Origin of the sequence: Streptomyces sp. NBC_01520 (genome assembly GCF_045040375.1) — a bacterium.
In the GTDB taxonomy this organism is placed as follows: Bacteria; Actinomycetota; Actinomycetes; order Streptomycetales; family Streptomycetaceae; genus Streptomyces.
The window spans coordinates 7,722,985-7,749,915 of record NZ_CP109404.1 but is presented as its reverse complement, the minus strand read 5'-3'; the positions used below and the strand labels follow the sequence as shown (position 1 = coordinate 7,749,915).

Annotated in this window: 25 protein-coding genes and 1 pseudogene; 18 read left to right on the top strand and 8 right to left on the bottom strand. The window is 71.5% G+C overall.

The genetic code is table 11. The annotated features are described in order from the left end of the window. Positions 1–25: 25 nt before the first annotated feature. Positions 26–856, bottom strand: coding sequence for a hypothetical protein (locus OG524_RS34795; protein ID WP_405812344.1), 831 nt, complete (start codon positions 854–856; stop codon positions 26–28). Next, a complete protein-coding gene (locus OG524_RS34790; RefSeq protein WP_405386214.1) occupies positions 856–1,260 on the bottom strand; it encodes a hypothetical protein in 405 nt (134 codons plus the stop codon). The genes OG524_RS34795 and OG524_RS34790 overlap by 1 nt, the downstream gene beginning before the upstream one ends. 142 nt (positions 1,261–1,402) lie before the next feature. On the opposite strand from OG524_RS34790, the gene OG524_RS34785 reads away from it, so the two are divergent. Further along, on the top strand, positions 1,403–2,428 hold the full coding sequence (locus tag OG524_RS34785; RefSeq protein ID WP_405812343.1) for a hypothetical protein: 1,026 nt from the start codon (positions 1,403–1,405) through the stop codon (positions 2,426–2,428). Next, complete coding sequence (locus OG524_RS34780) at positions 2,425–4,902, top strand: CHAT domain-containing protein (RefSeq protein ID WP_405812342.1); 2,478 nt, start codon at positions 2,425–2,427, stop codon at positions 4,900–4,902. The genes OG524_RS34785 and OG524_RS34780 overlap by 4 nt, the downstream gene beginning before the upstream one ends. A 32-nt stretch (positions 4,903–4,934) precedes the next feature. Here the strand turns inward: OG524_RS34780 and OG524_RS34775 are convergent, their stop codons facing one another. Next, the gene (locus tag OG524_RS34775) at positions 4,935–6,236 is read right to left on the bottom strand and encodes an MFS transporter (protein WP_405812341.1); all 1,302 of its coding nucleotides are present in this window, start codon (positions 6,234–6,236) and stop codon (positions 4,935–4,937) included. A 36-nt stretch (positions 6,237–6,272) separates the two neighbouring features. Further along, the gene (locus OG524_RS34770; RefSeq protein ID WP_405386221.1) at positions 6,273–6,866 is read right to left on the bottom strand and encodes an ArsR/SmtB family transcription factor; all 594 of its coding nucleotides are present in this window, start codon (positions 6,864–6,866) and stop codon (positions 6,273–6,275) included. A gap of 302 nt (positions 6,867–7,168) precedes the next feature. On the opposite strand from OG524_RS34770, the gene OG524_RS34765 reads away from it, so the two are divergent. Then, positions 7,169–7,897: a hypothetical protein gene (locus tag OG524_RS34765; protein ID WP_405386223.1), complete on the top strand. Its 729-nt coding sequence runs from the start codon at positions 7,169–7,171 to the stop codon at positions 7,895–7,897. Positions 7,898–8,039: 142 nt separating this feature from the next. On the opposite strand, the gene OG524_RS34760 is transcribed toward OG524_RS34765, so the two are convergent. Further along, positions 8,040–9,854 carry an ABC transporter ATP-binding protein gene (locus OG524_RS34760; RefSeq protein ID WP_405386225.1) on the bottom strand — a complete coding sequence of 605 codons (1,815 nt, stop codon included), beginning with the start codon at positions 9,852–9,854 and terminating at the stop codon, positions 8,040–8,042. An 865-nt stretch (positions 9,855–10,719) separates the two neighbouring features. Between OG524_RS34760 and OG524_RS34755 the strand changes: the two genes are divergently transcribed. The 4 genes and pseudogenes from OG524_RS34755 to OG524_RS34740 form a co-directional block, all read left to right on the top strand. Beyond that, entirely contained in the window at positions 10,720–11,607 is an 888-nt protein-coding gene (locus OG524_RS34755; RefSeq protein WP_405812340.1) for a phosphotransferase, read from the top strand. Next, the gene (locus OG524_RS34750; protein WP_405812339.1) at positions 11,604–12,077 is read left to right on the top strand and encodes an NUDIX domain-containing protein; all 474 of its coding nucleotides are present in this window, start codon (positions 11,604–11,606) and stop codon (positions 12,075–12,077) included. The genes OG524_RS34755 and OG524_RS34750 overlap by 4 nt, the downstream gene beginning before the upstream one ends. 23 nt (positions 12,078–12,100) lie before the next feature. After that, positions 12,101–14,068 carry an ABC transporter ATP-binding protein gene (locus OG524_RS34745; protein ID WP_405812536.1) on the top strand — a complete coding sequence of 656 codons (1,968 nt, stop codon included), beginning with the start codon at positions 12,101–12,103 and terminating at the stop codon, positions 14,066–14,068. 47 nt (positions 14,069–14,115) lie between these two features. Beyond that, positions 14,116–14,253, top strand: a pseudogene (locus OG524_RS34740) (RNA polymerase subunit sigma-24); the annotation flags it as partial. A gap of 114 nt (positions 14,254–14,367) precedes the next feature. On the opposite strand, the gene OG524_RS34735 reads toward OG524_RS34740, so the two are convergent. Continuing rightward, complete coding sequence (locus OG524_RS34735; protein WP_405812338.1) at positions 14,368–15,309, bottom strand: SDR family oxidoreductase; 942 nt, start codon at positions 15,307–15,309, stop codon at positions 14,368–14,370. 111 nt (positions 15,310–15,420) lie between these two features. On the opposite strand from OG524_RS34735, the gene OG524_RS34730 reads away from it, so the two are divergent. Further along, positions 15,421–15,984, top strand: a complete 564-nt coding sequence (locus OG524_RS34730; protein WP_405386243.1) for a TetR family transcriptional regulator — start codon at positions 15,421–15,423, stop codon at positions 15,982–15,984. A 228-nt stretch (positions 15,985–16,212) separates the two neighbouring features. Here the strand turns inward: OG524_RS34730 and OG524_RS34725 are convergent, their stop codons facing one another. After that, positions 16,213–16,953: an alpha/beta hydrolase gene (locus tag OG524_RS34725; protein ID WP_405386244.1), complete on the bottom strand. Its 741-nt coding sequence runs from the start codon at positions 16,951–16,953 to the stop codon at positions 16,213–16,215. 227 nt (positions 16,954–17,180) lie between these two features. Between OG524_RS34725 and OG524_RS34720 the strand changes: the two genes are divergently transcribed. The 10 genes from OG524_RS34720 (at position 17,181) to OG524_RS34675 (ending at position 25,843) form a co-directional block, all read left to right on the top strand. After that, entirely contained in the window at positions 17,181–17,555 is a 375-nt protein-coding gene (locus OG524_RS34720; protein ID WP_405386246.1) for a winged helix-turn-helix transcriptional regulator, read from the top strand. A gap of 90 nt (positions 17,556–17,645) precedes the next feature. Continuing rightward, on the top strand, positions 17,646–19,772 hold the full coding sequence (locus tag OG524_RS34715; RefSeq protein WP_405812337.1) for a DUF4139 domain-containing protein: 2,127 nt from the start codon (positions 17,646–17,648) through the stop codon (positions 19,770–19,772). Between the two features lie 8 nt (positions 19,773–19,780). Beyond that, on the top strand, positions 19,781–21,343 hold the full coding sequence (locus OG524_RS34710) for a mucoidy inhibitor MuiA family protein (protein ID WP_405386249.1): 1,563 nt from the start codon (positions 19,781–19,783) through the stop codon (positions 21,341–21,343). Between the two features lie 30 nt (positions 21,344–21,373). Then, positions 21,374–21,865, top strand: coding sequence for an ATP-binding cassette domain-containing protein (locus OG524_RS34705; protein ID WP_405812336.1), 492 nt, complete (start codon positions 21,374–21,376; stop codon positions 21,863–21,865). Further along, positions 21,862–22,029: a hypothetical protein gene (locus tag OG524_RS34700; RefSeq protein ID WP_405386252.1), complete on the top strand. Its 168-nt coding sequence runs from the start codon at positions 21,862–21,864 to the stop codon at positions 22,027–22,029. The genes OG524_RS34705 and OG524_RS34700 overlap by 4 nt, the downstream gene beginning before the upstream one ends. Before the next feature lie 306 nt (positions 22,030–22,335). Further along, the gene (locus OG524_RS34695) at positions 22,336–22,821 is read left to right on the top strand and encodes a PPOX class F420-dependent oxidoreductase (protein WP_405812335.1); all 486 of its coding nucleotides are present in this window, start codon (positions 22,336–22,338) and stop codon (positions 22,819–22,821) included. A 71-nt stretch (positions 22,822–22,892) separates the two neighbouring features. Beyond that, positions 22,893–23,564, top strand: a complete 672-nt coding sequence (locus OG524_RS34690) for a HEAT repeat domain-containing protein (protein ID WP_405386255.1) — start codon at positions 22,893–22,895, stop codon at positions 23,562–23,564. A gap of 3 nt (positions 23,565–23,567) precedes the next feature. Next, the gene (locus OG524_RS34685) at positions 23,568–24,587 is read left to right on the top strand and encodes a MerR family transcriptional regulator (RefSeq protein ID WP_405386257.1); all 1,020 of its coding nucleotides are present in this window, start codon (positions 23,568–23,570) and stop codon (positions 24,585–24,587) included. A 122-nt stretch (positions 24,588–24,709) separates the two neighbouring features. Continuing rightward, positions 24,710–25,111: a hypothetical protein gene (locus tag OG524_RS34680; protein WP_405386259.1), complete on the top strand. Its 402-nt coding sequence runs from the start codon at positions 24,710–24,712 to the stop codon at positions 25,109–25,111. Positions 25,112–25,225: 114 nt separating this feature from the next. After that, on the top strand, positions 25,226–25,843 hold the full coding sequence (locus OG524_RS34675) for a DUF1707 domain-containing protein (RefSeq protein WP_405386261.1): 618 nt from the start codon (positions 25,226–25,228) through the stop codon (positions 25,841–25,843). Positions 25,844–26,016: 173 nt separating this feature from the next. Here OG524_RS34675 and OG524_RS34670 read toward each other — a convergent pair whose 3' ends face one another. Further along, the gene (locus OG524_RS34670) at positions 26,017–26,925 is read right to left on the bottom strand and encodes an NmrA family NAD(P)-binding protein (RefSeq protein WP_405812334.1); all 909 of its coding nucleotides are present in this window, start codon (positions 26,923–26,925) and stop codon (positions 26,017–26,019) included. Between the last annotated feature and the right edge of the window lie 6 nt (positions 26,926–26,931).

Sequence of the window (26,931 nt, the reverse complement as noted above, 5' to 3'; positions counted from 1 at the left end):
GAGGCTGCCGTCGACCTCGCAGCCCTCATCCGCCCTTGTGCAAGCGGTCCTCGATCAGTGCGGCCTCTCCCGCGCTCAGCGCGTCACCGGTGATCGTGACCCCGAGCGCCGTGGCCAGGGTCCGCCAGTGGATGTCGATCGTGGCCTCGACCAGGGTCGCGAACTCGTCGAGGGTGAGCCTGGCCCTGCGCCAGGCGACCAGCGCGGTGGCCGAGCCGATCAGCGATGCGGGCCACCAGAACAGACCGGCGAGGAGGTACGGGACCGCCCAGCCCGCCAGGACGCATGCCTCGTCGAAGCGAGCGCGGGCGTGCCGGACGGGGGAGTGTGCCTCTTCGGGGACGAGCAGCCAGATCCGGGGCCAGACGAGCGACGCGCTGAACCGGTACTGCCCGTGGACCCTGGCCTCGACCAGCCGGAGGCGGTCGCTCATCCAGGTCGGCCGCTGCGGCAGGTACGCCCGTACGGGTTCGGTTCCGCGCCGGCTCGCCGCGGCCGTTGCCCGGTGATGCCTGGACCACCGGCCTCGGCGCGACTGCGCCGACGGCGGCAGGAGGTGCCGTTCGCGCAGCCAGAAGCGCTGGACCAGGTGTCCGGTTCCGCGGGCGGCGACGCCCGCGAGTCCGGCCGCGGCGACGAAGAGGGCCGACTCCACCACCCAGCGCACGGGGTGGCCCCGCAGCCGGGCCCAGGTCCGTTCGGCTGCGGCGACCAGGGCGTCGGAGTCCAGCGCCCGGCCGTGGCCGAGTGCCACCGCGCAGCCGACGATCCCGACAAGCAGCAGGCCGGGAAGCAGCACCTCGGTGAACCACCGGGTGGCGATGCGTTTGCCCACCTCGGTGAGAAGGCCGAACATCAGCGGGCCGGGGTCATCGGGATGTCGAGCGCGGCGCAGACGGGCGGATGCCCCTGCTCGTCACGGCTCGCCCTGCGGTCGCACCTGGCCTCCGGACAGCGATAGGCCCCGGCGCCGAGCGGCTTGAGCGGGGACGGGCCGGGGAGCCCGGCCATGCCGGCACCGGCGGGCTCCGACCAGGAGCGCCACCTGCCGGGCCCGTCCGTGCCCCGCCACTTCCGGTATGCGGTCAGCGCGGATCCGCCTGCGCGGACCCTGGCGACATCGCGTTCGAGCCGGGCGCTCGCACCGGCCTCCGCGGCTTCCTCGCTGATCGCGGGCAGCTGCGCGCACCATGCCGCGAACGCCTCGTCCTCGGTCGGTTCCGACCCTTCCATCAAGCCCTCGAATCTGTGCTCACCCACACCGGACCGGTCCTTCATCTTGCCTTACCGGACGGCGCGGCGCGCGCGTAACATGAACGGGATGAGCTTCCAACGGGGTGCAGTGGAACGGGAGTTACGCAACCGGATCGATCGGTACATGGCAGGCGGTAGACCGGAGGCCGTGTTCGATCCCGAGGCGATCGCACTCACCTACCGACTGGCCGCGCATACCTCGGCCGGGTCGGCCGAATTCGGTGAGGTGGTTCAGCTCCTCGGACTGGTCCACCTGTGCGGCAACGGCATTCTGCGGCCGGGGGCGGAGCTGCCCGTCCTGCCGGAGACGGCCAGAATGCTGGTGCCCGTCTTCCGCTCCGCGCCGCACACCCTTCCGGTGCTCCTGCTGGTGACCGTCGAGCTGATCGCCGAACTGCCGCCCTACCGCAAGCCGGAGCAGTTGGCGGCGAAGGCGATCAACCTGATGGACCACGGAATCGCCGAAAGTGATGTGCCGTCGGTGGCCGGTGCGATCAACCTCTTCCTGGACGCCGTGGCCGCCTCGCCCCCCGACCATCCCGATCGCGACGCCATGCTGACGGGTGCCTGTTCGGGCTGGCTCACGGTGTACCGGCTGACAGGCGATCCGTCCGCCGTCGATCATGCCGTGCGTCTGGGCGAGGAGTCGTTCGCGGGGCCGCTGCGGCCGACCCGGGCCGAGCCGGCTACCAACCTCGGTATCGCGCTGCGTCTGCGTTTCGATCACGCCGGCGACCCGGCCGACCTGGAGCGGGCGATCGACCTGCTGGAGGAGGGGCTTTCGTACACCCCGCCGGACCATGTCGACCTCCCGGTCCGGCTCAACAACCTCGGCATCGCGCTGGGGACGCGGTTCGACCACTCCGGTTACCGCCGGGATCTCGACCTGGCGATCACCACTCTCCGGCAGGCGGGCGACGCCCTCGGTCCGCATCGGCGGGAGCGGCCGGGGTTCCTGGGTGACCTCGCCTACTTCCACTGGGTTCGCTTCGAACGGACCGGTGACCGTACGGATCTGGAGGCGGCGGCCGGGCTGTTCGCCGTGGCCGTCACGTCACGCGACGAGGCGCTGAGGCAACGGGCACAGGCCTACCTGCGGGCGGCCCGCGACGAACTGGCGAAACTGCCGCATCAGGAGGGCGGCCGGCAGAAGGGCTGGTGGAGGCGTAAGTGACCGGGCACGATCAAGCACGGTGGATCGGTCGCGCGGAGCAGGCGTACGAGGAAGCGCTGAGCTCGGGCGATCCGCGCGATCTGACCCACGCGCTCTCCGTTCTGCGTCAGGCGCTCGCTGCGACGCCGTTGGAACATCCGGACGGTGTGTGGTGCCGCTTGTCCCTGGCGACGGTGGAGACGTACCTCTTCAAGACGACCGCGGACCTTGCCGTGCTCAACGACGCGATCGTCCGGTTGGACGAGCTGACGCGGGTACTGCCCCGGGGTGACGTGGACCGCAGGGCCGCTCTGGTCAACCTCGCCTCCGCGCTGGCGGACCGGTACGGCTTCCGCACCGAGCCCGCCGATCTCCTGCGTGCGGTCGACGCGATCAAGGAGGCGCTGGTCACCCGGCCCCATGACGCGTTGCTGCTCACCAACTTGTGCATCCTGCTCCACGACCACTACCGGCGCACCTCGGACCCGGCCGACCTCGACGAGGCCATCGACACGGGTGAGCGCGCGGTCGACTTCGCTCCACCCGGGGCCGGGTACCGCCATGCGGCCCTGGGTAACCTCGGTACGGCGCGGCTGAGCCGCTACCGGCTCCGGGCGGACGCCGACGACATCGAGGATCTCGAAGCCGCCATCGCGCTGTTGCGGCAGGCGCTCGAACCCTTGCCCCCTGACACGCTCGACCATGTCGTGCTCCTCGCCAAACTGGCCGAGGCCTGGCGTGATCGCTTCACTGCCCGGGGGGATCCGGCCGACCTCGACCGGGCGATCCACTCCTATCGGCTGGTCACCCGGCGCCAGTTGGCGCATCGTTCGGCGGACGCCCTCACCGGTCTGGGGAACTGTCTCGGCATCAGGGCGCGGACCACCGGTTCCGCGCAGGATCTTGACGAGGCGATTGCGACGTGGCGGACCGCGGCCGCGGCACCCGGCCAGGCGCGGATGCGCTTCATCGCCGCCGCCCTCGCCGCGACGAATCTGAGTGAGCACGGCCGGTCGGCCGAGGCGGTGGAGGACTACGCGACGGCGGTCGGGCTGTTGCCGTTGCTCGCCTGGCGCGGCCTCGACCGCCCCACCCGTGAGGACCTGCTCGCGCAGTCGGCGGGCCTCGGGCCGGAGGCCGCCGCGGCCGCCATCGCGGCAGGGGAACCCGAGCGTGCGGTGGAGCTGCTGGAACAGGGGCGTTCGGTCCTCTGGGGGCAACTGCTGGACACCCGGACCGATCTCACCGCACTGCGCGACGCGCATCCCGACACCGCCGCCCGGCTCGGCCTGCTGGCGGCCCGCCTCGACACACCGAGCGACGACCCGGACGACCGCCGGCGCGTGGCCGACGCCTGGGACGTCCTCCTCGACCACATCCGGACCCTCGACGGTTTCGGTCTCTTCCTTCTCCCGACACCGTTCGGGCAGTTGTCACTGGCGGCGGCGCGCGGCCCCGTCGTGATCGTGAACGTCAGCCGGTTCCGATGTGACGCCCTCGTGGTCGGCGTCGACGGAGTCAGGGTGATCCCCTTGCCCGCCTTGACCTCCGAGGACGTGACCCGCCGTGCGTCCCAGTGTCTGGCGGCGGCCGAGCGGCTGACCCGAGAGGGCCACCGGGCCGCACGGCAGACGATATTCGCCTGCCTGGAGTGGCTGTGGGACGTCTGTGCGAGCGAGGTGCTCGACGCACTCGGACACACGTCGGCACCGCCCCTCCCCGAGGGCGGTCACCCGCGGATCTGGTGGTCGGCGACGGGGATGCTCACCTACCTGCCGCTGCACGCCGCCGGCTATCACGACCCTGACGACGAACGGCCCGGAGACACCGTGCTGGACCGGGTCGTGTCCTCGTACACGCCGAACCTGCGCGCCCTGGCCCACGCCCTGCGCCCCGACCCGGCGACACCCGGCACCGAAGGGCTGCTCGTCACCGCGGTCCCGACCGCACCGCCGTACGCCCCGGCCACGGGTCCGCTGCCCACCGCCGCCGCCGAGGCCGACCTGATCGAGGCCCACTTCACCGGCCCGTGCACCACGCTGATCGGTGCGGAGGCCACCCGGTCGTCGGTCGTCCGGGCCATGCTCACCCACCCGTACGTCCACTTCGCCTGCCACGGCGGGCAGGACCTGTCCGACCCGAGCGGCAACGCCCTCTATCTGTACGACGGCCCGCTGCGCCTCACCGACCTGATCACCCTCGATCTCGAAACGGCGAGGCTCGCGGTGCTCTCGGCCTGCGAGACCGCTCTCGGTGGCTACGTACTGCCCGACGAGGCGGTCCATCTCGGCGCCGCCTTCCATGTGATCGGGTACCGCCAGGTCGTCGCGACCCTCTGGTCGGTGAACGACCGCACGGCCCCGGCGGTCGCTCTCGCGGTCTGCGAGAACCCGCGGAACGCCGCCGAAGCCGTCCATCGCACCACTCGTCACCTGCGAGATCAGCACCTGGACGATCCGATGGCCTGGGTGCCCTTCCTGCATATCGGCGCCTGAGGACTGTCGGTGCCGCCCCGCGGTCCGCGCTCCTAGGAGGTTCCGCCCGGCCGGGGCAGTTGGGCGTGCCGTACCGCGCCGGACGACAGGGTGACGGCCACACCGAGGACGGCGACGGTGCCGCAGCCGACAAACACCGGGGCGGCGCCCCAGGCTCCGATCGCCGCGCCCACCAGCGGATAGCTGAGGGGCGCGAGCCCGACCATGGTGAGCATGACCACGGAGGTCACCCGGCCGAGGTAGGCGGGGTCCGCCGCCGTCTGCAGAAGGGTGTTGTTCAGGCTGCCGAAGAGGCCCGCGCTCAGTCCGATGACCACGGCCAGCACCACGGCGGTCCCCAGAGTGGGAACGAGCGCGACGGTGGCCGCTCCCGCGCAGCAGACGAGCAGCGACCCCGACAGCATGAGTCCTGCACGCGGCAGCCAGCCCGCGACGGTGAGCAGCACGGCACTCACCGCCGCTCCCGCGCCGAAGCCGCTGACGATGAAGCCGTAGCCCGAAGGCCCCCAGCCGCGTTCCGCGTTGAGCAGCACCATGCCGACGTTGAGGGTGCCGATGAGGCCGAGCTCGCATACGGCGCCCGCGGCTACGAGCGGGCCGATGAGCCGGTGGCGGCGGATGTAGCGCAGGCCGTCGAGGAGGTCCTCGCGTGCTGTGCCGGGTTCCGGTTGCTTCCCGGCGCGCGCCCCGGGATCGGCGCGTTCCCCGGGATCGGCGTCTTCCGCGAGGGGGCGCAGCCGTATCGTCAGCAGAAGGGGCAGGGACACCGCGAAGAGGAGGCCCGCGACGGCGAAGGTGGCCGCCTCGCCGCCGAGTCCCATGGCCAGGCCCCCGATGGGCGGCCCCGCGATCTGGCTGAGGCGCATGGACAGGGAGCGCATCCCGGTGACGCGGGCCAGTTGGCCGGGCCCGGTGATCCGTGGCGGGAGGGCTCCGATCGCGGGTACGAAGAGTGCGTCCACGACGCCGAAGACGAGCGCCACCGCGACCAGGAGCCAGAGGGCCGGAGCGGTCACTGCGACGGCGGCGGCCACCGAGAGGATGAGGACGCAGCGCAGTGCGTCGCTGCCGAGGATCACCCGGCGGGGGTCGACCCGGTCGGCCAGCACGCCGCCACCGAGCATGAGTATCGCCCGGGGCAGCGCGCCGGCGGCCAGGACCAGGCCGACCTCGGTGGGTCCTGCGGCCTGCTGGGCGGACCAGGCGAGCGCGACGAAGTACACACTGTCGCCCACGAGGGACGCGGTGTAGGCGGTGAGCCAGCGCACCACGTTGCCGTCGCGGTAGGCCGGTGTGGTGGCGCTTTCGGGCACGTCTGTCTCTGCGGTGGTCATGGCAGGGCTCCGGCTGCTCGGGGGTGGGGGACGGCGTCAGGTACGGAAGGGGAAGCCGTAGACGTGCACGGCCACGTGCTCACGGGCCTCGGTGCCGCCGGCCTCCGCGGAGGCCCGTCCGCGCTCCCGCCAGCGCCGGGAGAGCGCCGCGAACTCCTCGCTCATCTCCGTGAGTTCGGCGGCGGTCAGGTCGACCAACCACTCGGCGCTGAAGGCCGCGTCGGTCCACTCCTTGCCCCAGGCGGCCTTCTCGTCCAGATAGGTGCGGTACTGCGCGATGCGGGTGTCGAAGATGCTGCGGGCCACCGCGCCGACAGCCGCGGCCCCCTCGGGCGTGTCGGCGAAGTCCGAGTCGCGGAAGCCCCAGCCCTCCTCGGACGCCACCTGCCACCACCGCTCCCTGCCGTCGGTGCCCTGCCCGGCCGCCCCGGCCACGAAGCCGTGCTCGGCCAGCTTGCGCAGGTGGTAGCTGACCAGCGACGGCGCCTGGTCGACCTGCTCGGCGAGCTGGGAGGCGGTCGCCGACCCGGCGGCGTACAGCAGTCGGTAGAGCTGCATCCGCAGAGGGTTGGTGAATGCCTTCAGCCGGGACAGGTCGGTGATCTGATCGGGCTCGCACTTCGGTCGCATGGCACTCACCGTAGATGCGAAAATAAAGTTGCGCAATATTCCTTTCGGAAAACTGTCGGTCCGTCACGGACTCGTGCGGGGGCAGGACCTCGCTGAGCCGGCCGGAACCCGACACGGGACGTGCCTGGACGGCCCAGGGTGCCGCGGCGGCCGGTCACGTCGTGGAGACTTGAGAGGCTGGACGGCGGCAGGTCCCTGCTGGGAGCCACGCAGCCGAGACACGCGGAGCGGGGCCCGAGTGCCCTGTCCCGCTGAATCACCGGAACACTGCCGACGAGGAGGACCCGATCAGCACCCCCGGGATGGACCCGCTGGACCCCGCCGGCGTCGTGAACGCGAGGGAGACCCTCTTCGAACTGCTGGGCCGCGCAGGAGTCTTCCGTGACGAGGCCGAAACGCTGATCTCGCTCGTCGAGGCGGGCGCGCTCGCGGATGCGCACAGCGAGGTCGCGAAGTCCGGGGAATTCCCGGACGAGGAGGAGCCGTATGCCGTGGGCCGGTACGACGGCGCCCGGGCCGTCGGCGACGAGCTCGCCCGTATCGCCGGGCGAGCCCTTGAGCGTGCCGTCGCGCCGACGGCATCCGGCTCCGCAGGGGACGCGGCACGAGGCCGTCACCCCGTCGGGCGGGTGGACGTGGAGCGTGCGAAGGTCGCCGTGACGCCGTTGTCCCTCACCTTCGCCGATGCCTCGGACCTCGACCCCGAGGTGTCGGACGAGGTCCTCGCCGCCGTGCTCGGCACGATGAGCGTCGTGGGACGTGTCGGGTACGCGGGCCGCCTGGAGCGGTTCACCGAGTCCCACCGGGAGCGATTGGACCGCCTGTACGCGCGGTACGGACCCCGGAGCCGCATCGCCGTCCACGGCCGCTACTCCCTCCTCCACTCCCCCACGAGCATCGCCGTGCTCGAACGCCTCACCGCCGCACCGTCGGCGCTCCGGACGGAGTGGGAGCACGCGGAGCTGCCACCGGCATGGCTGGACGGACTCGCGACGGCCTGGGGCGCGTCGCAGTCCCCGCCACCGGGGTGACACGCCCGACCGGCCCTGAGCTCCGGGCCCGGCCCGGACGCCTCTGACGTCTCCGGCAGCCGTGCGCGGCCTGTTCGGCAGCAGGGGCGGGCACCCCGGAGTTCGTGCGCCGCGATGTCCGCCCGCCCCTCGGCCACACGGTTCAGGTCGCCTCGGCCTGCTCCTCGGCGCCGGCCAGGAAGCCGCCCGACTGGTGCTGCCACAGCTTCGCGTACGCACCTTCGGTCGCGAGCAGCTGCTCGTGCGTGCCCTGCTCGATGATCCGCCCGCGGTCCAGGACCACGAGCCGGTCCATGCCGGCGACCGTGCTGAGCCGGTGCGCCACCACCAGGGCCGTCCGCCCCTCCATGAGGTTCCACAGCGCCTTCTGGACGAGGACTTCGCTCTCCGAGTCCAGGGCGCTCGTCGCCTCGTCGAGCAGCAGGATCGGTGCGTCGCGCAGAATCGCCCGGGCGAGGGCGACCCGCTGCCGCTGTCCACCGGACAGCTTGACGCCCCGCTCGCCCACCATGGTGTCGAAACCGTCCGGCAGCGCGTCGACGAACTCCGTGACATGGGCCGCCTCCGCCGCACGCCGGATCTCGGCTTCGGTGGCGTCCGGCCGGGCGAACAAGATGTTGTCCCGCAACGTGCGGTGGAACATCGCCGGGTCCTGCGGCACATAGGCGATCTGGCTGCGCAGATCGGCCTGGCGCAGCTTGCTGATGTCCTGCCCGCCGATCAGGATCCTGCCGTCGTCGATGTCCGTCATCCGCAGCAGCAGTCGGCTGAGCGTGGTCTTGCCGCCACCGGACCGCCCGACGAGCCCGATCCTCGCGCCACTGTTCACCTCGAGATCAAGACGATCGAAGAGCGGCCTCCCGCCCGCGTGGGCGAAGGTCACCTGCTCGAAGCGGACATCGGCGGCCTCGGACCGCAGCGGCTCCGGTGACGGCGGGTCGAGGACGATGGGCTGCGACAGCAGCAGTTCGGTGAACTGCCCGGCCTCCGTCATCGAGCTCTCCAGGCGACGGTAGATCTGGTTGAACTCGAACATGATCCGCGTCGCGTTCGAGTAGTACGTGAACGCGACCACGACCGCCTCCACGCCGTGTCCGCCCCCGCCGAGGGTGACCGCGAGCAGCAGGCCCATGGCGTTGGTCAGCACGGACATCGGAGCGACCAGCGTGTCGATGCGCAGGTTGCCGTAGTCCCAGGACCGCAGGGTGAGCCGGCGCGATTCCGCGACACGGGAACGGTGCTCGGCGGCCTCGCGTTCCTCGGCGCCGAACGCCCGGACGGTGTCCATGTTCATCAGGCTGTCGGCGACGTGACCGGACACCTGGGCGATCGCCTCCTCGCGCTGGTCGACGAGTCTCTGGCGGCGACGGATGAGGGGCATGACGCACAGCGCGGTCAGGGCGATCATCGCCAGGAGGCCTACGACGAGCAGCGGTTCGTAGCTCCAGAGCACGACCGACCCGAAGATCAGCGGTACGAAGCTGCCCACGACCGAGAACGTCAGTGTGTCGATGAACTCCTCGAAGCGGGAGGCGAAGCTCAGCACCCGCTTGGTCAGCGAGCCGGCGAAGTTGTCGTGGAAGAACGTGGCGTCCTTCGCGAACAGCTCGTCCATGCCGACCACGTACAGGTGCTCGATGCCCCGGGCGTCCAGGCGGTTCAGGAAGTGCAGGCCGATGCGCCAGAACGCCTCGGCGAGCAGCAGGACCCCGGCGAAGCCGAGCACGTAGGGCATCAGCGAACCGAGGGTGGTGTCACCGCCGTCGGCGAGGTGCCCCACGAGTTTCGCGACGATCAGCGGGGCGATGTAGTTGATGCCGATGTTGCCCAGCGCCGGCGACAGCATCGCGGGTGCCGTCAGCCATTTCTGCCGGGTCAACTCCCTTCCGTAGTAACGCAGCGCCAGGAGCACCGAACCCTTGCCCGGCGATTCCTTGTGTGCTTCGGTCAGTCCCATTCCCACCCTGTACGTCGTGCGGCGGGCCCGCTCCACGCGTCGTCGGAGAGGCGTCGGTGGTGCGGTACCGGCCGCGGGGCGATCCGTTTCGGCCGCATGTCCTCGGTCGGATCGCGTTCCGACGGACAGGGCATGACGGCGGAGCCCCACACAACTCGCGGTGATGTGTCCGCGCGAGTCCGGGGCCCGGGAACCGAAGTCTCCCGCGACGGCGTCGGGGCGGTCCACGCGTTTTTCTCGGCCACCGGCAGCACCGCAAACGCGTCAGCCCTGCCCCCGGCCGATCGGAGGGTGCGGGGCTCACTACGAGCACGAGTACTCGCACATATGTGCATGGCGATGGCGCCACCGGGCCGGAAATGCGCTCTGCCGACAGTCGGATCGTCGGACCAGCGGCCTCTAGACGTCCCGCACCGCAAGGGATACGTCCACGCGGGCGTCGGTACCACCGGGCGCGGTCCGGCCCCGCCGCCCCGAGCGGGAGGCCCCGGACGCGAGAAGCGCAACCAGAACCGCATCTCCCCCATCCAGGCAATCCCCCGACAGGAGTACCCACACCCACAGGAGTGATTCGAACGCAGCGTCACGTCACACAAGGGCCATTCCGACGGCATCGCAGAGGAGATACAACATCACGTTCGAGATTTCGCCCTCGCGGACCCGTGACGGGCACGCCGAACCCCCGTTATCCGAGCACCTGTCCGCCTCGTCGCTTCACGGGAGCCGTCATGCATCGCAACCCCTTCCCCACCGACCTTCATCCTGCGTTCGAAATCAACCCCCAGGCTTCCGCCCCGGGAGAGCGCGGCACCGAGCGCCACCCGGCAGCCGGGGCATCGTCGCGCCGAGGTCCGAGGTACCCGGCATGAGTGCGGCCACAGCGATGCCCGGCGACCTCGCGCGCTGGGTCACGAAAACGGTGGGCCCCGTCTCCGAAGTACGGAACGCCTCGCGGGAACGGGCGGGATCCCAGGTCTGGGAAATCACCGTTCGCACGAACGTCCGATATTTCGTGAAGGTCGCCCCCGAACCGGCGTTCTACACGAGGGAGACGTTCGCCTACCGGCACGCGGTGCCGGTGCTCGGAGGCGGACGGGCCGCAGCCCTGGTCGACAGCTCGCCCCGTCGACTGGCCATGGTCCTCACCGCCGCCGACGGGGCGCCCCTCGACCGGCGATCGCTGTCACACGGTGTGCGCCGCGAGGCACACCGTCAGGCCGGAACGCTGCTGCGCCGGTTCCACGACGCGATGACGACGACCGCGGAGTTCCGCGCACAGGCCCGAGATGTGGGCGGCGAGGCGGCTGCCGGGGCGGAGAGAGCGCTGCGGCAGGCGGGCGATCATGTCACCGCCGACGAGGCACGGTTGCTGCGCCGGCTCGCATCGAGACTGCCGGACCTGGCGGACAGGCTCCCGGTGGGGCTGCGGCACGGGGATTTCCGGGAACGCAACCTCCTGTGGGACGGGCGACGGCTGTCGCTGATCGGCTTCGAGCACAGTGCGCCGTCACCACTCGCCGCGGACTTCGTGCGTCTCGGCGGTGGCCTGTGGCCGGAGCACCACGATCTGCGCGGCGCGTTCTTCGGCGGGTACGGACGCCGGCTGTCCGAGGCCGAGGAGCATGCCCTGGTCTGCTTCGCGGCGGCGGATGCCGCCGGCTGCCTGGCCCGTGGGGCACTGGACAGGGACCGTCCGGTGACCGGGCGGGGCCGGCGCACGGTGGACCGGCTGATGAAGGGGGCGTACGCGTGACGCGGGAGCACTACGGGCTGAACGCCGACGCGGTACAGGTGTTGCTCCGCCGCGACGGGCGGGCACTGTACGTACGAAAGGTGGCCGGAGCGGCGCACGGCGCCGGTGAACCGACCGTGGTGGGTGGGCATCTGGAGGGGGGCGAGCCCTTCGACCGTGCCGCGCGTCGCTCGGCACGTGAGGAGACGGGGGGCCATGTCGAGGCGCGCCATCAGGAGTTCCGCGCGCCGGCGCACTACAGGAGCCCGCGAGGCGGCGGGCGCGTCGGAGCGGTGTTCGTCGCGCAGCGCCGGCCGGGCGAGCCGTACGACGCCGGGCCCGACCAGCACGACGGACTCCTCCGGGTACCGAGGCAACGCCCTCCGGGCAACTGCCACCCGTACAGCTTCGCGATCTTCCGCATGCTCACCGAAGGCCCGTCGTACCTGGCACCGAACTGGATGAACTCCGCCCGAGGAGGCAGCGAGTGAGGAAGTACCTACGACGGGTCCGGATGGTGGACCCGACGATCTCCGAGGCGGAGCAGGAGCTGTTCGGCGGTCCCCTGCGCTACGACATGGGCTTCACCGAACACGAGCACGCCCCTCTGGAACTGACGATGCTCTCGGCTATCCGGGCCATGCCCAGGCTGGTGGGCAGCACGCTGCGCCGGGCGTGGGCGGCCGACCGTCCGGCGCTGCTCGTCGTCGGCGTCAGCGAGGTCGGTCAGGGCATCGCGGCTGCCGCTGGCCTGCTGGCCGTCAACTCCGTGATGCACGCCCTGCTCGGCAGCGGGGACCCCGTCGACCGGCTGCGTGCCGCACTGCCCGCGCTGATCGTGGGCGCCGTGGTCGCGGTGGTGAACGCGGGTCTGGCAGGCCTCTCCACTTCGCGGGCGGGTCGGCTGGAGCCGCTGGTCGAGCGGATCGCGACGACCGAGTACCTGGCCGCGGCCACGGCGGTCGAGCTGGAGGCGATCGAGGAGCCGGAGTTCCGCCGTCTCATCGACGTGGCCCAGTTCGGGGCGGCGTCCGCACGCCGCATGATCAGTGCCTGTGTGGCCGCGCTGAACGGCGCGATCTCCCTGATCGCGACAGCGGGCATCCTGACCGTCCTGCATCCGGCGCTGCTGCCGATGCTGCTGCTGATCGCGGCCCCTCGGGGCTGGGGGGCGATGCGGGTGGCGCAGCAGCGGTACGTGTCGGTGATGACGTGGGTCGAGCATGTGCGTGCCAGCCGTCTGATCAGCAATCTGCTGACGGAACGCACGGCGGCCCAGGAGGTACGGATCCACGGGGTCGGGGCGTTCCTGCTGGAGAAGTACCGCGGCATGGCGGAGAGCGCGGAGGCCGAGCAGAAGCGGCTCGCGAACGGCAAGGCACTGACCGAGCTGGTGGCCGCCGCGCTGTCCGGACTGGCGATGGCGGGGACGTACGGGGTGATGCTCTGGCTGATCGTGGCCGGCCACATGAGTCTGGCCGTGGCCGGTACGGCGGTGATCGCCGTACGGTCCGGATCGGCGGGTCTGGGCGCTCTGGTCATGAACGTCAACCAGTTGCACGAGGAGAGCCTCTATGTGCGCGACCATGACCGGTTCCTCGCCGAGGCCGGGCGCAGGGCGATCCCCGAGGGCGGGCGGCACCTGCCCGAGCGGGTGGGCCGGGTCCACCTCGACGGCGTCACCTACTCCTACCCGGAACGCAACGCTCCGGCGCTGGACGGCGTCTCGATGACTCTTCCGATGGGCTCGGTGACCGCCGTCGTGGGCGAGAACGGCTCGGGCAAGAGCACCCTCATGAAGGTCCTGGCCGGGCTGCTGCTGCCGCAGAGCGGCACGGTGCGCTGGGGCGACGCGGAGCTGTCCGCTCTGAACCGCTCGCAGGTGTTCGACCGCGTGGCCCTGCTGACCCAGGACTTCCAGCGCTGGCCGGTGACCGCCGCCCTCAACATCCGCATCGGCCGCCCCGGCCGGCCCGCGGGGCACGAGGATCTACAGCCTTCCGTGGACTACGCCGGCGCGGGCCCGGTCATCGCGAAGCTCCCCCAGGGGCTGGGCAGTCTGCTGGCCCGCGTGTTCCGCGGAGCGTCCGAACTCTCCGGTGGTGAGTGGCAGAAGATCGGGCTGGCCCGCACCCACTGGCGTACGGAAACCAGTTCCGCGGACAGTGTGCTGATCGTGGACGAGCCCACCTCGGCCCTCGACCCGGAGGCCGAGATCGCCGCCTTCGACTCCATCCGCAGGCTCGCCGGCCCGCACCGGGCCGTCGTCCTCGTCACCCACCGCATGTCCGGTGTCCGGCACGCCGACACCATCTACGTCCTGAACCGGGGCCGCCTCACCGAACACGGCAGCCACGACGAGCTCATGGCCGCGCAGGGCCGCTACGCCACCATGTTCGCCACGCAGGCCGCCCAGTACGCGCCGGAACACCGTGCGGTCCTACCGCACCCCAGCGCACCCCCGGTCCAGGAGCGCTCATGACCACATGGCGCGCCACACGGCCGTCCGGGTCGCCCTGGTCACCGGCGCGCACGGTTTCCGGTGTGCGGTTGGACCGGCCGGGCGACGTCGCCACCGTGCTGCGCGTCCTGTACCTGGTCTTCGACGAGGGCCGCTCCAAAGACGTCGGCCTCGCCGCCGAGGCCATCCGGCTCAACACCCGGCTGCGTGACTGACGGATCGTGCGCGGTGCCGCTTGGCCGCTCGCCATGCCCCCATGACACACCACCGGGCAGACGGCCCGCACCCGGTTTCCGGCGGCCGGGGCCGTGTGCGGTGATTCAGGCGGTCGGGGTACGGAAGTAGTGGCCCTTGTCGAGATCGTCGAGGAGTCCCGCCTGCGTCGGCTGCCATCCCGTCAGTTCACCGGTCAGGGTGCCGGAGGCCGGCTGGTCGGCGGCCAGCACCATGGCCAGCCAGCCGAAGTGCTCGCCCGCGTCCTCCGGCGGGACGGAGGCCATCGGCACCTGCAGGTGGCGGCCGATGACCTCGGCGATGTCGCGCAGACGCACGCCCTCGTCGGCCACGGCGTGCAGCGTCGACCCCGCCGGGGCCTTCTCCAGCGCGAGGCGGAACATGTGCGCGGAATCCAGGCGGTGGACCGCCGGCCAGCGATTGGTCCCGTCGCCGTAGTAGCCCGCCACGCCCTTGTCGCGAGCGGTCCGGACGAGGGTCGCGACGAAGCCCCTGTCCCCTTCCCCGTGGTTGGTACGCGGCAGGCGCACGACGGACGCGCGGACGCCGCGGGAGGCGAGGGAGAGCGCCCACTCGGCCGTCGCCATCCGTGTCGTCGGACCGGCGAGCACCGGGTCGTCGGCGGCGCCCGGCGGGATGACGTGCCCGTCGCGTTCGGTCGCCACGCGGCCAGGCACGACGGGCGTGCCGGAGGCGATGACGAACGGCTTGCCCGAGCCGGTCAGCGGCTCGCCCATCGCCTCGACGGCACGCCGGTCCGCATCGGCGGCACCCTTGAAATCACCTCCCTCGAACGCGACTTCGTGGTTGAAGGCCAGGTGGATCACGCCGTCCGCCGCGGCGGACGCGCCGCGCAGGATGTCGAGGTCGTCGAGGCTTCCGCGGATCACCTCGACTCCCGCCGCGCTCAGCGCGTCGGCGGAGGAGCCCGAACGGGCGAGCCCGAGGACCCGGTGCCCTGCGTCGATGAGATCGGGGACGACGGCGGAGCCGATCCAGCCGGACGCGCCGGTGACGAAAACACGCATGTGCCATGACCTCCTTGTATCGCCGGGCGTTACGACAACCCGAGCAATGACAGTGACTGACATCAGCGTAACAGGTGATGACAGGGACTGCCATCACGTAGGATCTGTGTCATGGGACGCTGGGAGCCGAACGCGCGCGGACGACTGGAGCAAGCGGCGCTGGAGCTGTACGGCGAGCACGGGTTCGACGAGACCACCGTGAAGGAGATCGCCCAGCGGGCGGGGCTCACCGAGCGGACCTTCTTCCGCCACTTCACCGACAAACGCGAGGTGCTGTTCGCCTCGAACCCGCTGCAGGAAGCCCTCGTCGCCGCCCTCGACGCCGCCCCGGACACCGTGTCCCCGATCGACGCGACAGCCGCAGCCCTTCAGGCCGCGGCCCGGCTGCTCCAGGAGCGCCGGGAGCTCGCCCGCCGGCGTCAGGCCATCATCGACGCCCACCCCGAGCTTCAGGAGCGCGAGCTGATCAAGCTCACCTCGCTCGCCTCGGCGCTCACCGACGCGCTGCGCCGACGCGGCGTCGCAGTGTCGGCCGCGAGCCTCGCCGCCGAAACGGGGATAGCCGTCTTCAAGGTCGCGTTCGCACGCTGGCTCGGCGAATCGGACCAGCAGGACTTCCCGCAACTGGTCCAGGACACGCTCGACGAGCTCAAGGCGATGACCGCGGGCACGTAGCCGTGAAGGCGCGCACGTAGCCGTGGGCGCCTTCACGGCAAGCGACGCCGGGCGTGCGGCCCGCCCCGGAGGCCTGTACCCACCCCCTGTACGCGCCCCTTTCGCGCAACCCGCCCCGCGCACCTGCCCACTTCGGCGAGGGCGGGGCGGGCAGGCGGGCGGGCAATCCGCCGTCGCCCCGGCAACACCCGCATGCCGCCGGGTCGCACCCAGGGGCGGGCGGGCGGCTCAGACGACCTTGAGCAGCAGACCGGTGAGTTCCGACGGCACGGTGATCATGCAGTCGTGACCGCTCCGCAACTCCCACACCTGCGCCGGGTCGCCGTTGGGCTGCGTCGCGGGGACGGCTCGCCGGGTGAGTCCCTCCGGCTCACTGCCGACGCAGTGGATGTGCGTCCGGGGTATCGCCGCCGTGGCCGGGTTGTCCAGTCGGGCGGGCTGCTGGAAGCAGGCCACCGACTCGTCGGACACCATCGTGCGCAGCCATGCGATGTCTGCCGGATCGGTGACCCCGAACAGGCCCACAGGCGCCGGCATTTCAGGCATCGGGGGAATACGCCAGGGGGAATCGGAACCCGCTGCAAGATCGATCAGGAATTGCGTCACGGGCATGACGTCGACCGCGGTCTCACCGTCGGTCGGGACCATCGCGTCGACATAGACCAGGTGGGAAATCCGTTCCGGGACCTGATTGGCCGCCGATGAAATGACCATCCCGGCATAACTGTGCCCGACGAGCACCACGTCGGTGAGGTCTTCCGCCGCGAGGAGACCGGCGATATCCTCGACGTGCGTACCGAGTCCCACGCCCGGGCCGAGCAGATGCGCCTTCTCTCCATGGGCGGTCAGCGACGGCGCGAACACCCGGTGTCCGGCCTCCGCCAGCAACGGGACCACCCGGCCCCAGGCCCGCCCGTCGTGCCAGGCGCCGTGGACAAGCACATAAGTCCTCGTGTTGCCTGCAGTCATCACATGGTTCCTTTCACACGGATATTCGTCATCGAAGGCAGTCGCGAGCAGAAGGAATTCTCAGCGCGGTTTCGGTACAGATATCTACGGGAGCCGGACGCGAACTGATCGACGAGCAGCTCCGGTTGCTCCCCGTCCACCGCTGTATTCGCAATTCCCCAGGCCCGTCGACTGCATGCGATAAACGCTACCGAGCCGATAGGCACCTTCTGGTAACCTTCGGGCTCATGAGCAACTCGGCGGGAGACGTCTTCCTCGCCGACTGCCCCGCTCGGCTGGCGATCGAGATCATCACCGACAAGTGGGCCGTCGTCGTGATATTCGCGCTCAGCCGCAAACCGTGCAGACACGGCGAACTCGTCGACCTCGTCGGCGGCGTGTCGCGCAAGGTGCTGACCCAGACACTGCGCCGGCTCCAGGGCTACGGCCTGGTCGACCGCCGGGCGTTCGCGGAAGCGCCCCCGCGGGTCGAGTACAGCCTGACCGACCTCGGCCTGACACTCGTCGAACCCATCGCCGTCCTCACACAGTGGGCGAGGTCCCACGGCGAGGCCATCGTCAGCTTCCAGGAAGCGGCGGACGAGGGCCCGGCCGCACGCTGACCCCCGGCCGGACGCTTCACCGCACGGTTGCCTCCAACATACGGGCGGCACAGGCGTACGCTTCGCTCAGTACGAATGGGGGCGGGACGCATGACAGCCGAGGCGGCGCACAGGTGGGGGACGACCCTCGATTCCGTGGTGGTGTACGAGCAGGGCGCGGTGTGCCGCCGCCTGGCCCGGGGCAGCGTCCCGCCGGACGGAAGGGTGCGGGTGACGGGGTTGCCCCGCACCCTGGACCCGGGATCACTGCGGGCCCGCGTGCTGGGTGCCCCCGGCGTGCGTGTCGCCGAGGCCCGGGTGGAGGTCGAGGCCGAGCCGTTCGGCGCCGAGGCACCCGACTCGTTGCGGCGCAGCGTCGAGCAACTGCGCGACGAGCAGGCGGCGACGCGGCGACGCCGGGACCATCTGCTGAGCCTGATCGGGGAGATCAGGACTCTGCACCCGGTCCCGCCGGCCCGCAAGCGGGATGATCCGCACCGTCGCACCCCGGTCGATGCCTGGCTGGAGTTGGCCGGCTTCGTGGACGAGCGGCTGACGGGACTGCACACCCGTCTCGTCGACGTGGAGGAAGCGCTGCGGCATGTCGGACACGAGCTGGCCATCGCCGAGGACAGACTCGCCCGCGCCTCCACCGACACACCGTCTGCGCACGTGGAGACCACGGTCTCGGCCTTCCTGTTCCTCGACGCCTCCGGCACCGGCGAGGCGGAGGTCCAGGTCGAGCTGGAGTACGGAGTGCCGGGTGCCGTCTGGGTGCCGGCCTACCGTCTCGCCTACCGACAGGGGGACAGCAGCGGCCGTCTGGTGCTGCGTGCGTCGGTCGCCCAGCGCACCGGCGAGGACTGGACCGGTGTGTCCGTCGCCCTGGCCACGGCCGACCTGCGGCGCGGCACCGACCTGCCGAAGCTGCGCTCGGTCCGGATCGGACGCCGCCAGCCCGCCGCCGCGCCCTCCGGCTGGCGCGAGCCCCCGCCCGGTCTCGCCGGTCTGTTCACCGGATACGACGCGGCGGGACCTCCCCCTCCCGTGACCACCGCGCACGGCGCTGTCTCGGGCGGGCACGTGCCACCACCCGCCCCGCAGGCCTACGGCGGGGCACCTCCTCCGCCGAACCCGCAGGCCTACGGCGGGGCACCCCCGCCGCCGAACCCGCAGGCCTACGGCGGGGCACCCCCGCCGCCGATGTCGGTCGGCGGACCGATGCTCGCCAGCGGCGGCAGCGGGATACCCGCACCCGCACAACCGGTCCGCGCGCGTAGGAGTGCCAAGCCGTCTTCCGGTGACGGTGACCGGCCTTCCCCGCCCCCTGCCTCCGCCTTCGCCGCAGCTCCCGGAGGAGCCGCGCCTGTTCCACCGCCATCGCCCGCACCGGCGACCGGTCCGCCGCAGCCGAGCGGGGCGGAACTGGACTACGCGGCCCTCGTGCTGTCCGGCCCCGACGAGCACGGCGGTCGCAGGGGCAGGCTGTTCCCCGGCTCTCCCGTCGACCTGGTGGCGACCGAGTACCGCCGCCGCGCAGAAAGGGTGGCCGCGCTCCCGTTGCCGGGGCACGCCGTGCGGCCCCGCGAGTCGGCGGGCTCCTTCGACCACCGCTTCGATGCCGCGGCCCGCGCCGACATCCCGTCGGACGGCACCTGGCACACCGTCACCATCGGTGAGATTCCCCTCGGTCTGCACATCGAGTACCTCTGCATGCCGTCCGTGGAGCAGACCGTGTACGCCACGTCGGTGCTCTCCAACGCCACCGACCAGGCTCTGCTCGCCGGTCCGGTGGAGGTCACCGTCGACGACGACTTCCTCCTGACCGCCGCGCTGCCCACGCTGGCCCCCGGCCGCATCTGCCGGGTCGGGCTCGGACCGGCCGAGGGCATCCAGGTCACCCGCCGTACGAACGTGCACGAGTCCACCTCGGGTCTGCGCAACACGACCACCGTGCTCGACCACCGCGTCCACGTGGAGCTGGCCAACCGCCTGGCGAGGCCCGTCACCCTCGAAGTCCGCGAGCGGGTGCCCGTCACCTCCGAACCGGATGTCCGGATCGAGGAACGGGCCGACTGGACGGCCCCCGAGGACGGCCAGGGGCCCGATCACCATGCCCCGGGCACCCGCGTCTGGCGGGTGGACCTGCCCGCCGGCGGCACCGCCGTGCTCGACGGCGGCTACGAGATCCGCATCCCGGCCGGCAAGGCCCTCGTCGGTGGCAACCGCAGGAGCTGACACACACCATGACCACGGCCCCGAAGCCGATCGCCCTCCCCGTCACCGCCGTGACCTGCCTGGAGGATCGCGCCCACGTCGAGCGTGCCGTCGTGCTCGACCTGGAGGCAGGAGTCCAGCGGCTGCGTCTCGGCCCGGTGAGTGCGCTGGCCGTCGACCGCACCCTCCATGCCGAACTGACGGCCGATCACCCGGCGTCCGTACTCGACGTGCGGCTGGTCCGCAGGTGGACGCCGCGCGGGCCGCTGCCGAGCCCTGATGAGTACTCCGCCCTGCGCCGGCACATACACGCGCTCGAAGGGGAACAGTTCACCCTCGCCCAGCTCCGTGACCGGCTGCAGGCCCGCCGGGACCTCCTCGGCCGCCTCGCCGCCGATCTGCTGCGGGAGATCGGTGAGGGCGCGGGACACGGGGAGGCCGACGGACCGCGCTGGGCCCGCGAGTTGGACCGGGTGGACGAGGAACGCGACACGTGCGGCGAGCAACTGCGCACCGCGGAAGCCCGGTTGGCTGCCCTCACGGACGAACTCGGGGAGGCCGAGCGGGCCGTGTACGCGTCCGAGGAGGAGCCTGCCGAGCTCGTCGGCCATATCGAGCTGACGGTGGAGTCGGCGGTGGCCGGACCGGTCGGGCTGCGGCTGAGCCATCTCATCCCGTGTTCGCTGTGGAGGCCCGCCTACCGGGCCGTGCTCGACGGGGACTCCCTGACTCTGGAGACCGACGCGATGGTCTGGCAGCGCACCGGCGAGGACTGGTCGGACGTACGGCTGACGCTGTCGACGGCCCGCTCGGCGCTCGCGACCGACCCGCCGCGCCTGGGCGAGGACCGGCTCACGCTCACGGACCGCTCCGTCGCGGAGCGCCGCACGGTCGACGTCGAGCTGCGCGAGGAGGAGATCGGGACGCTCGGACCGGCCCCGGTGCTCGGGCTGCCGGGGGTGGACGACGGTGGCGAGGCACGGGTGTTGCGGGCCCCGGCGCCGGTCTCGGTGCCGAGTGACGGTTCCGCGCACCGTGTGCCGCTGTCCGCCTTCACCACGGCCGCGCGCAGTGAGTACGCCTGCGCGCCCGAGCTGTCCCCGCTGGTCACCCGGGTGGTGCGGTTCGACAACACGGCGGGCCACGCCCTCCTCGCCGGACCCGTGGACCTGGTCCGAGGCAGCGGGTTCAGCGGTCGCGGCACGCTGGACTTCGCCGCTCCCGGCGCCCCGGTCGATCTCGCCTTCGGCAGCTGCGACGACCACCGGGTGGTCCGGCATGCCGAGGAGTCGCGGGACACCACCGGAATCACCCAACGGACCGTCATCACCCGCACGGTCCGACTGCACCTGTCCCGCTTCAGCGCCCCCGCGGAGCAGGGCAACCGCGTGGTCACGCTCCGGGAGCGGCTGCCGGTCTCCGAAGTCTCGGCGGTGGAGATACGCCTGCGCGAGGAATCCTGCTCCCCGGTGCCGGACGTGGTCGACGCCGAGGGCATCGCCCGCTGGGACGTGAGTCTCCCGCCCGGTGGCCGTCGTACGGTCACCCTGGTCTACGAGATGTCGGCGAACGCGAAGGTCACCGGGCTCTGAGCCCCACGGCGTGACCCTGTCCCCCACGGCATGACCGCGTCCCGCACGGCATCGTGCGGGACGCCGATACGAACCTCCAGGCCCGGACCGTCACCTCGCGAGGCAGGTCCCGGCTCGCCTCCGAGGTGGTTCCGAGCACCCCTCCGTTCACCACCCGCCCAGAATCCGAGAAGACCGTCTCACTACTTCCAGGACCCGTACTCCTCGCTCGATCCGAGCCGACGGGTCGGGGCGATCGTCGCGGAGCCGTTGCGCTCCCTCGGCCTCGACACCCGTGCCACGGCGGGGCCGAAGGCGGCCGAGGCGCTGGAGCGCGTGGGTCTCCAGGCGGACGCCGTCGACCGCTGCCCCCACGAGTTCTCCGGCGGCCGGCGTCAGCGCATCGCCATCGCCCGCGCCACGGTCTGCGATCCATGCGTGCTGCTGGCCGACGAGCCGGTCAGCGCACTGGACGTCACCACCCGGGTGAGGGTCGTCGATCTGCTGGCAGAGCTGAAGCAGGAACGGGGGCTGACCTGGTGATGGTCTCCCACGGCCTCTCGGTCGTGGCCTCGTTGTGCGAGCGCACCGCCGTGCTGGAGCGCGGCCTCGTCGTCGAGCAGGGGCTCACCGCCCAGGTGCTGGGCGATCCGGCACACGCGTACACCCGCCGGCTGATCGACAGCGTGCCGCGCCTGCCCGTCTGAACGCGGCTGCGGGGGGCCGCGAAGGCAACGTCCTCCTCGGGTGTGGACGACGTGGGAGGGAGCTCCCGTGAAGTGCCGCCACAGCGGACGGCGTTCGTGTGCCGACTCGCCCGGCAGGTCACGGAACAGGACTGAACCGGCAGCCCGGGACCTCGCCGACCGGCGCGTCCCGGGCGCCACGCGGCCGGCCGAGCAGCCGGTAGCCGTCCGGTCGATCCCGGCACCCCGGACGTCCCGGTACGGTTCAAGGTGCCGGAAGGCGTCCGTCCGGCCGGCCACCAACATCGCGGTCGGTAGCCTCCGACGATGGCCGCGACCTTCGACGAAGCCGTCCGCGCCGACTGCCGGCCCCTCACATCTGGTACGCAGGAGCCGTGTTCGCCGACGGAGCCCCGCAGGCCAGCCCGATGCGGGTGGACCTGGAGGGCGAGTTCGGAGCTGTCGTTCAACACCTCGGTGGGCCGGGTGAAGCAGGAGAACCTGCGCCGCGATCCGCGCGTCCGACTCTCGCACGCGGACGCCGCCGACCCCTTCGACCGCGTGCAGATCAGTGGGGAGGTGGCCCGCTTCAGCGAGGACGGGGAGGCGCACGACCGGGTGGACCGACTGGCCCGGAAGTACCTGGGCGCCGAGCGGTTCGAGTGGACCATGCCGGAGGAGCAGCGGGTCGCGGTGATCACGCGCCCGGTCAAGGTGCGGCACATCGTCGGGGTGGAGCGATTCCGTCCCGTGGCCCCACCCCTGCTCCCTGACCCGGCCGCGCCGGGGGCGGGGGCGGGGGCGGCGGAGTGATCGCTGAGCGGATCCTGTTTGACCTTGACACGGTGGCAGGGCCTTCACTGCTTGTCGAGGAGGTGGTCTCGATGACGATCACAACACAGGACGTGGATACGGGACGGGTGTTCCAGGCGTTGGGGGACGGCCGTTCGTCCGTGCGGCTGCGGGCTGCTCTGGCAGTCGGTACGACGCCTGACCCGCGCTACGTCGACAAGCTCGTCGAGCGCTGCGCGCATGAGCCCGAGTTCTTCGTCCGCGACATGCTGACCTGGGCACTCACCCGCCACCCGGTGTCCCTGACACTCCCCCGACTGCTCCGCGAGGTCCGTTCGGAGCGTGCGCAGGCCCGGAGTCAGGCGCTGCACACACTGTCCAAGATCGGTGACAGGCAGGCGTGGCCCGCGATCACACGGGCGCTGCTGTCCGACGCCGACGACGAGGTGGCACGGAGCGCCTGGCGGGCCGCGGTCGTGCTCGTACCGGAAGGCGAGGAGTCCGGGCTGGCCGCGGTGCTGGCGACGCAGCTCGGGCGGGGCGAGCGGGCGACGCAGACAGGTCTCAGCCGGGTACTGGTCGCGCTGGGGGACGTCATCGTGCCGGCTCTGCGTGCTGCTACCACGGCCCCCGACCCGCGCGTGCGCGCGCACGCGCTCGCCACGGAGCGGCTGCTGCGCGACCCGGACACCGGATTCGAGTTCGCGATCGATGAGGCCAGGCGCATCGTGGCCCTCGGCGGGTCCGGCCAGATGGGACAATAGGGCGTGCTGATCGGTGAGGTGGCGCGACGGTCCGGGGTCAGTGCCCGCATGCTCAGGCACTACGAGTCGCTCGGCCTGGTGCGTCCTTCGGGCCGTACGGGCTCCGGCTACAGGGAGTACTCCGGGGAGGACATCCGGCGGATCTTCCATATCGAGAGCCTGCGGTCACTGGGGCTGTCGCTGCGCGAGATCGGGCGCGCGCTCGGGGATCCCGGTTTCACGCCTTCGGCTCTCGTCGGTGACCTCGTCCGTCAGACGCGCGAACGCATCGCGGCGGAGACGGAACTGCTCACACGGCTGCGCCGGATCGACGCTGCGGATCCTGCCGGATGGGGGGACGTCCTGCAGGTCGTCGCGCTCCTCCAGGCTCTGGGGTCGAAGAGTGCCGCCGCGCGCCAGCGCGCGGCCCTCTCCTCGGTCGACGAGGTTCCGGTACCGGTGGAGGCCCTGGTCGAGGCGGCACTGAGCGAGACGGTGCCCAACGTCGCCGGGGCCCTTCGATGGGCGCTGGCGCGAGCGGGCGACGGCGGCTCGGCACTGCTGGCGGAAGGCCTGGGCTCACCCGTGGCCGCGGTGCGGGAACGTGCTGTGCGGTGCCTCGCGGAGATGCCCGGTCAGGAGGCATCCGCGCACCTGCGGGACGCTCTCACGAACCCCGATGTCGTGGTCCGTGGGTACGCGGCTCTGGCTCTCGGGTCACAGGGAGTGGTCGAGGCGGTGCCGACGCTCATCGACATGGTCGTGGCGGGCAGGAACGACACCGACGCCGCCGACGCGCTGAGCGTGCTGGCGGGCAACGGCCCGACGGCGGACCGGATCGCGACCGGGCTCGTCGCCCGCCTGGTCCACGACACCGCCGAAGCGCCCGCACGCGGACGGCTGACCCAGGCACTCGCGGGCATCCCGGGGGCGACCGCCTCACGTGCACTCGTCGAGCTGTCGCACGACGGGGATCCGGCCGTCGCGCTGACCGCGACGTACCTTCTTCGGCTACGCGGCACCCCGGTGACGGACGAGGTGTGAGGTACACGGGCGCGGCCGGGAAGTCCTGATGATCCGCGCCGAGTTCGGCTGCGGGCACAGGGCCAGCGGCCCGTCGGACCCTCACCGTCATGCCGGTCGACGGCGGTGCGACACTGGCCGCCATGAGCAGATACACCGAGGTCATCGTGTTGGCGCGGGGCGCGGAAGAGGTGATGGAGCCTCTCACCCGACCCGACGGGAACCGCGAGTGGCACCAGTGCTTCACGCGCGTGGACGACGGCGCGTTCGACGGATCCGGAATGCCGACGGAGGAGTGCTACACCTGGGTCATCCAGTTCATCCGCCACAACTGGACGGGGCTGATGGCACATCTGGAATCTCTGCCGTGGCCCGACCCGTGGTCGGTACAGGTTCTGGTGCGCGACGAGGACAACGACTGCTTCGGGATGTGGATGCTCTACGACGGCCGCCTGAAGGAGGTGCCGATCCCCCGAACCAGGCGGGAACCCTTCTCGAACACCATCGTCGGGGTGCTCTCCCGCACGGACCGTCCCGGCGGCTGACTCCGCACGAAACGGACCCTTCCGGCCGCCGAGTCCGCACGAAGGCGAGGTGTCCACACTGCCCCGACCGTGACAGTTCCTTGTCCCGGCAGGCCGGTTGACTATCCTTGTGACATGACTGCCCAGCTCCCGGAGCCCTCTCCGCACCCTGTCCCCCCAGGCGAGCTCCGCGCCTCCCATGACGACCGGGAAGCGGTGGTGGAGCAGCTGCGTGATGCGGCGGCCGAGGGGCGGCTGGACCTGGAGGAGCTGGATTCGCGCCTGGAACAGGCTCTGTTGTCCAAGACCTATGCCGAGCTGGCCGTCCTCACCGCCGACTTGCCCAAGCCGCATTCCCCTGGTGACCAGCCCCCTCTCGTGCTCAAGGGCGGCATGCACGGCGCGTCCCGAGGACCGGGGCGCTGGGAGGTTCCCGGTCACGTGGTGGCCCACGGAGGCATGGCGGGCGTGAAGATCGACTTCACCCGGACCGAGTGCCGCCTGCCCGAGGTCGCCGTGGAGGCGTACGGGGAGATGGCCGGTGTCACGATCGTCATCCCCGACACCTGGGCCGCGGACACCAACGGTATGGATCCCGGTATCGGTGGCCTGACGGACAAGACGACTCCCGACCGGCTTCCCGGAAATCCGCTGATCCGGCTCACCGGGACCGGAGGCATGGCGGGAGTTGTCATCCGCCACCCCAATCGCTGGGAACGGCGCAAGCTGCGCACCAACCCGGCACTCCGGTGAACCGTCGCGCCGAGAGCGGACCAGGGGTGTGAGTCACCCCGGTCCGGGCGGGTGTTCCCGCAGCACCGGGCCGTGATCAGGCCCGGGCCCGGCGGGTCGACCGCCCTGAACTGCTGCGGGAACCGCCCCCACCACCTCCTACGGGCGAGATCGGGAAGGTGGTCCGAAGCCGTCTAGGCCGCCGGCAGGTGTTCGCGCGCCCAAGTGGCGAACGTGGTCACCGGAATCCCGAGCGCCAGGGCGAATTCGGGGCGGGCCGGCTGGACAACGGCGTTGCTCCACACATGTCCGGCGCCCCACGTCGGCATGCCCGCCGCGAGTGCTTCCTCAAGGCTCATCGACGGTGCCGACACCGGAACACCCCACGCGGTGGACAGCGTCCGCGCGATCTCGTTCATCGTGAGCAGTTCACCGGCCAGCTCCAGTTCCACCTCGTGGAAGCGGTCGGGCTCCTGGATGGCATGGGCGGCAGCCGCGCCGATGTCCTCGCAGGCCACCAACGCCAGTGTCGTGTCCGGCCGCAAGACCGTCAGCAGGCCGCCTTCCGGCCCGTTGGGCGCCAGTTGGGGCAGGTTCTCCATGAAGAACGCGGGCTTGACCACGGTCCAACGCGCGAAGCCTGCCCCGCGCACCTTCTCCAGGATCGCCTGCTTGGTGTCGAAATAGCCCGCCATGGCGGCCCAGCGGCCTTCTTCCCAGCCCGGAGCCTGCGTGTGCCGGCCCACCCCGCTGGTCGAGGACTGCACGAACTGGGGCACACCCGCAGCCCTCGCCGCCTCGATCAGGTTGGACGCCTGCGCCAGTTCCCCGTCGAAGTCGATACCGGCATCGGACATCGGCGGCATCTGCACCGAGAACACGGCACGGACGCCCGCGCAGGCCGGATCCAGTGAGGCCCGGTCGGAAAGATCTCCGACGACCAGTTCGACACCCAGCGCCTCGACGGCTTTCGCACGCCGGGAGTGCGGGTCGCGCACCAGCGCGCGTACCGGCGTGCCGGTGGCCAGCAGTGCTCGGGCGGCAGCCCCGCCCTGGCGTCCGGTGGCGCCGGTGACCAGTACAGGGATGGATCGTGAGGCCATGGCCGT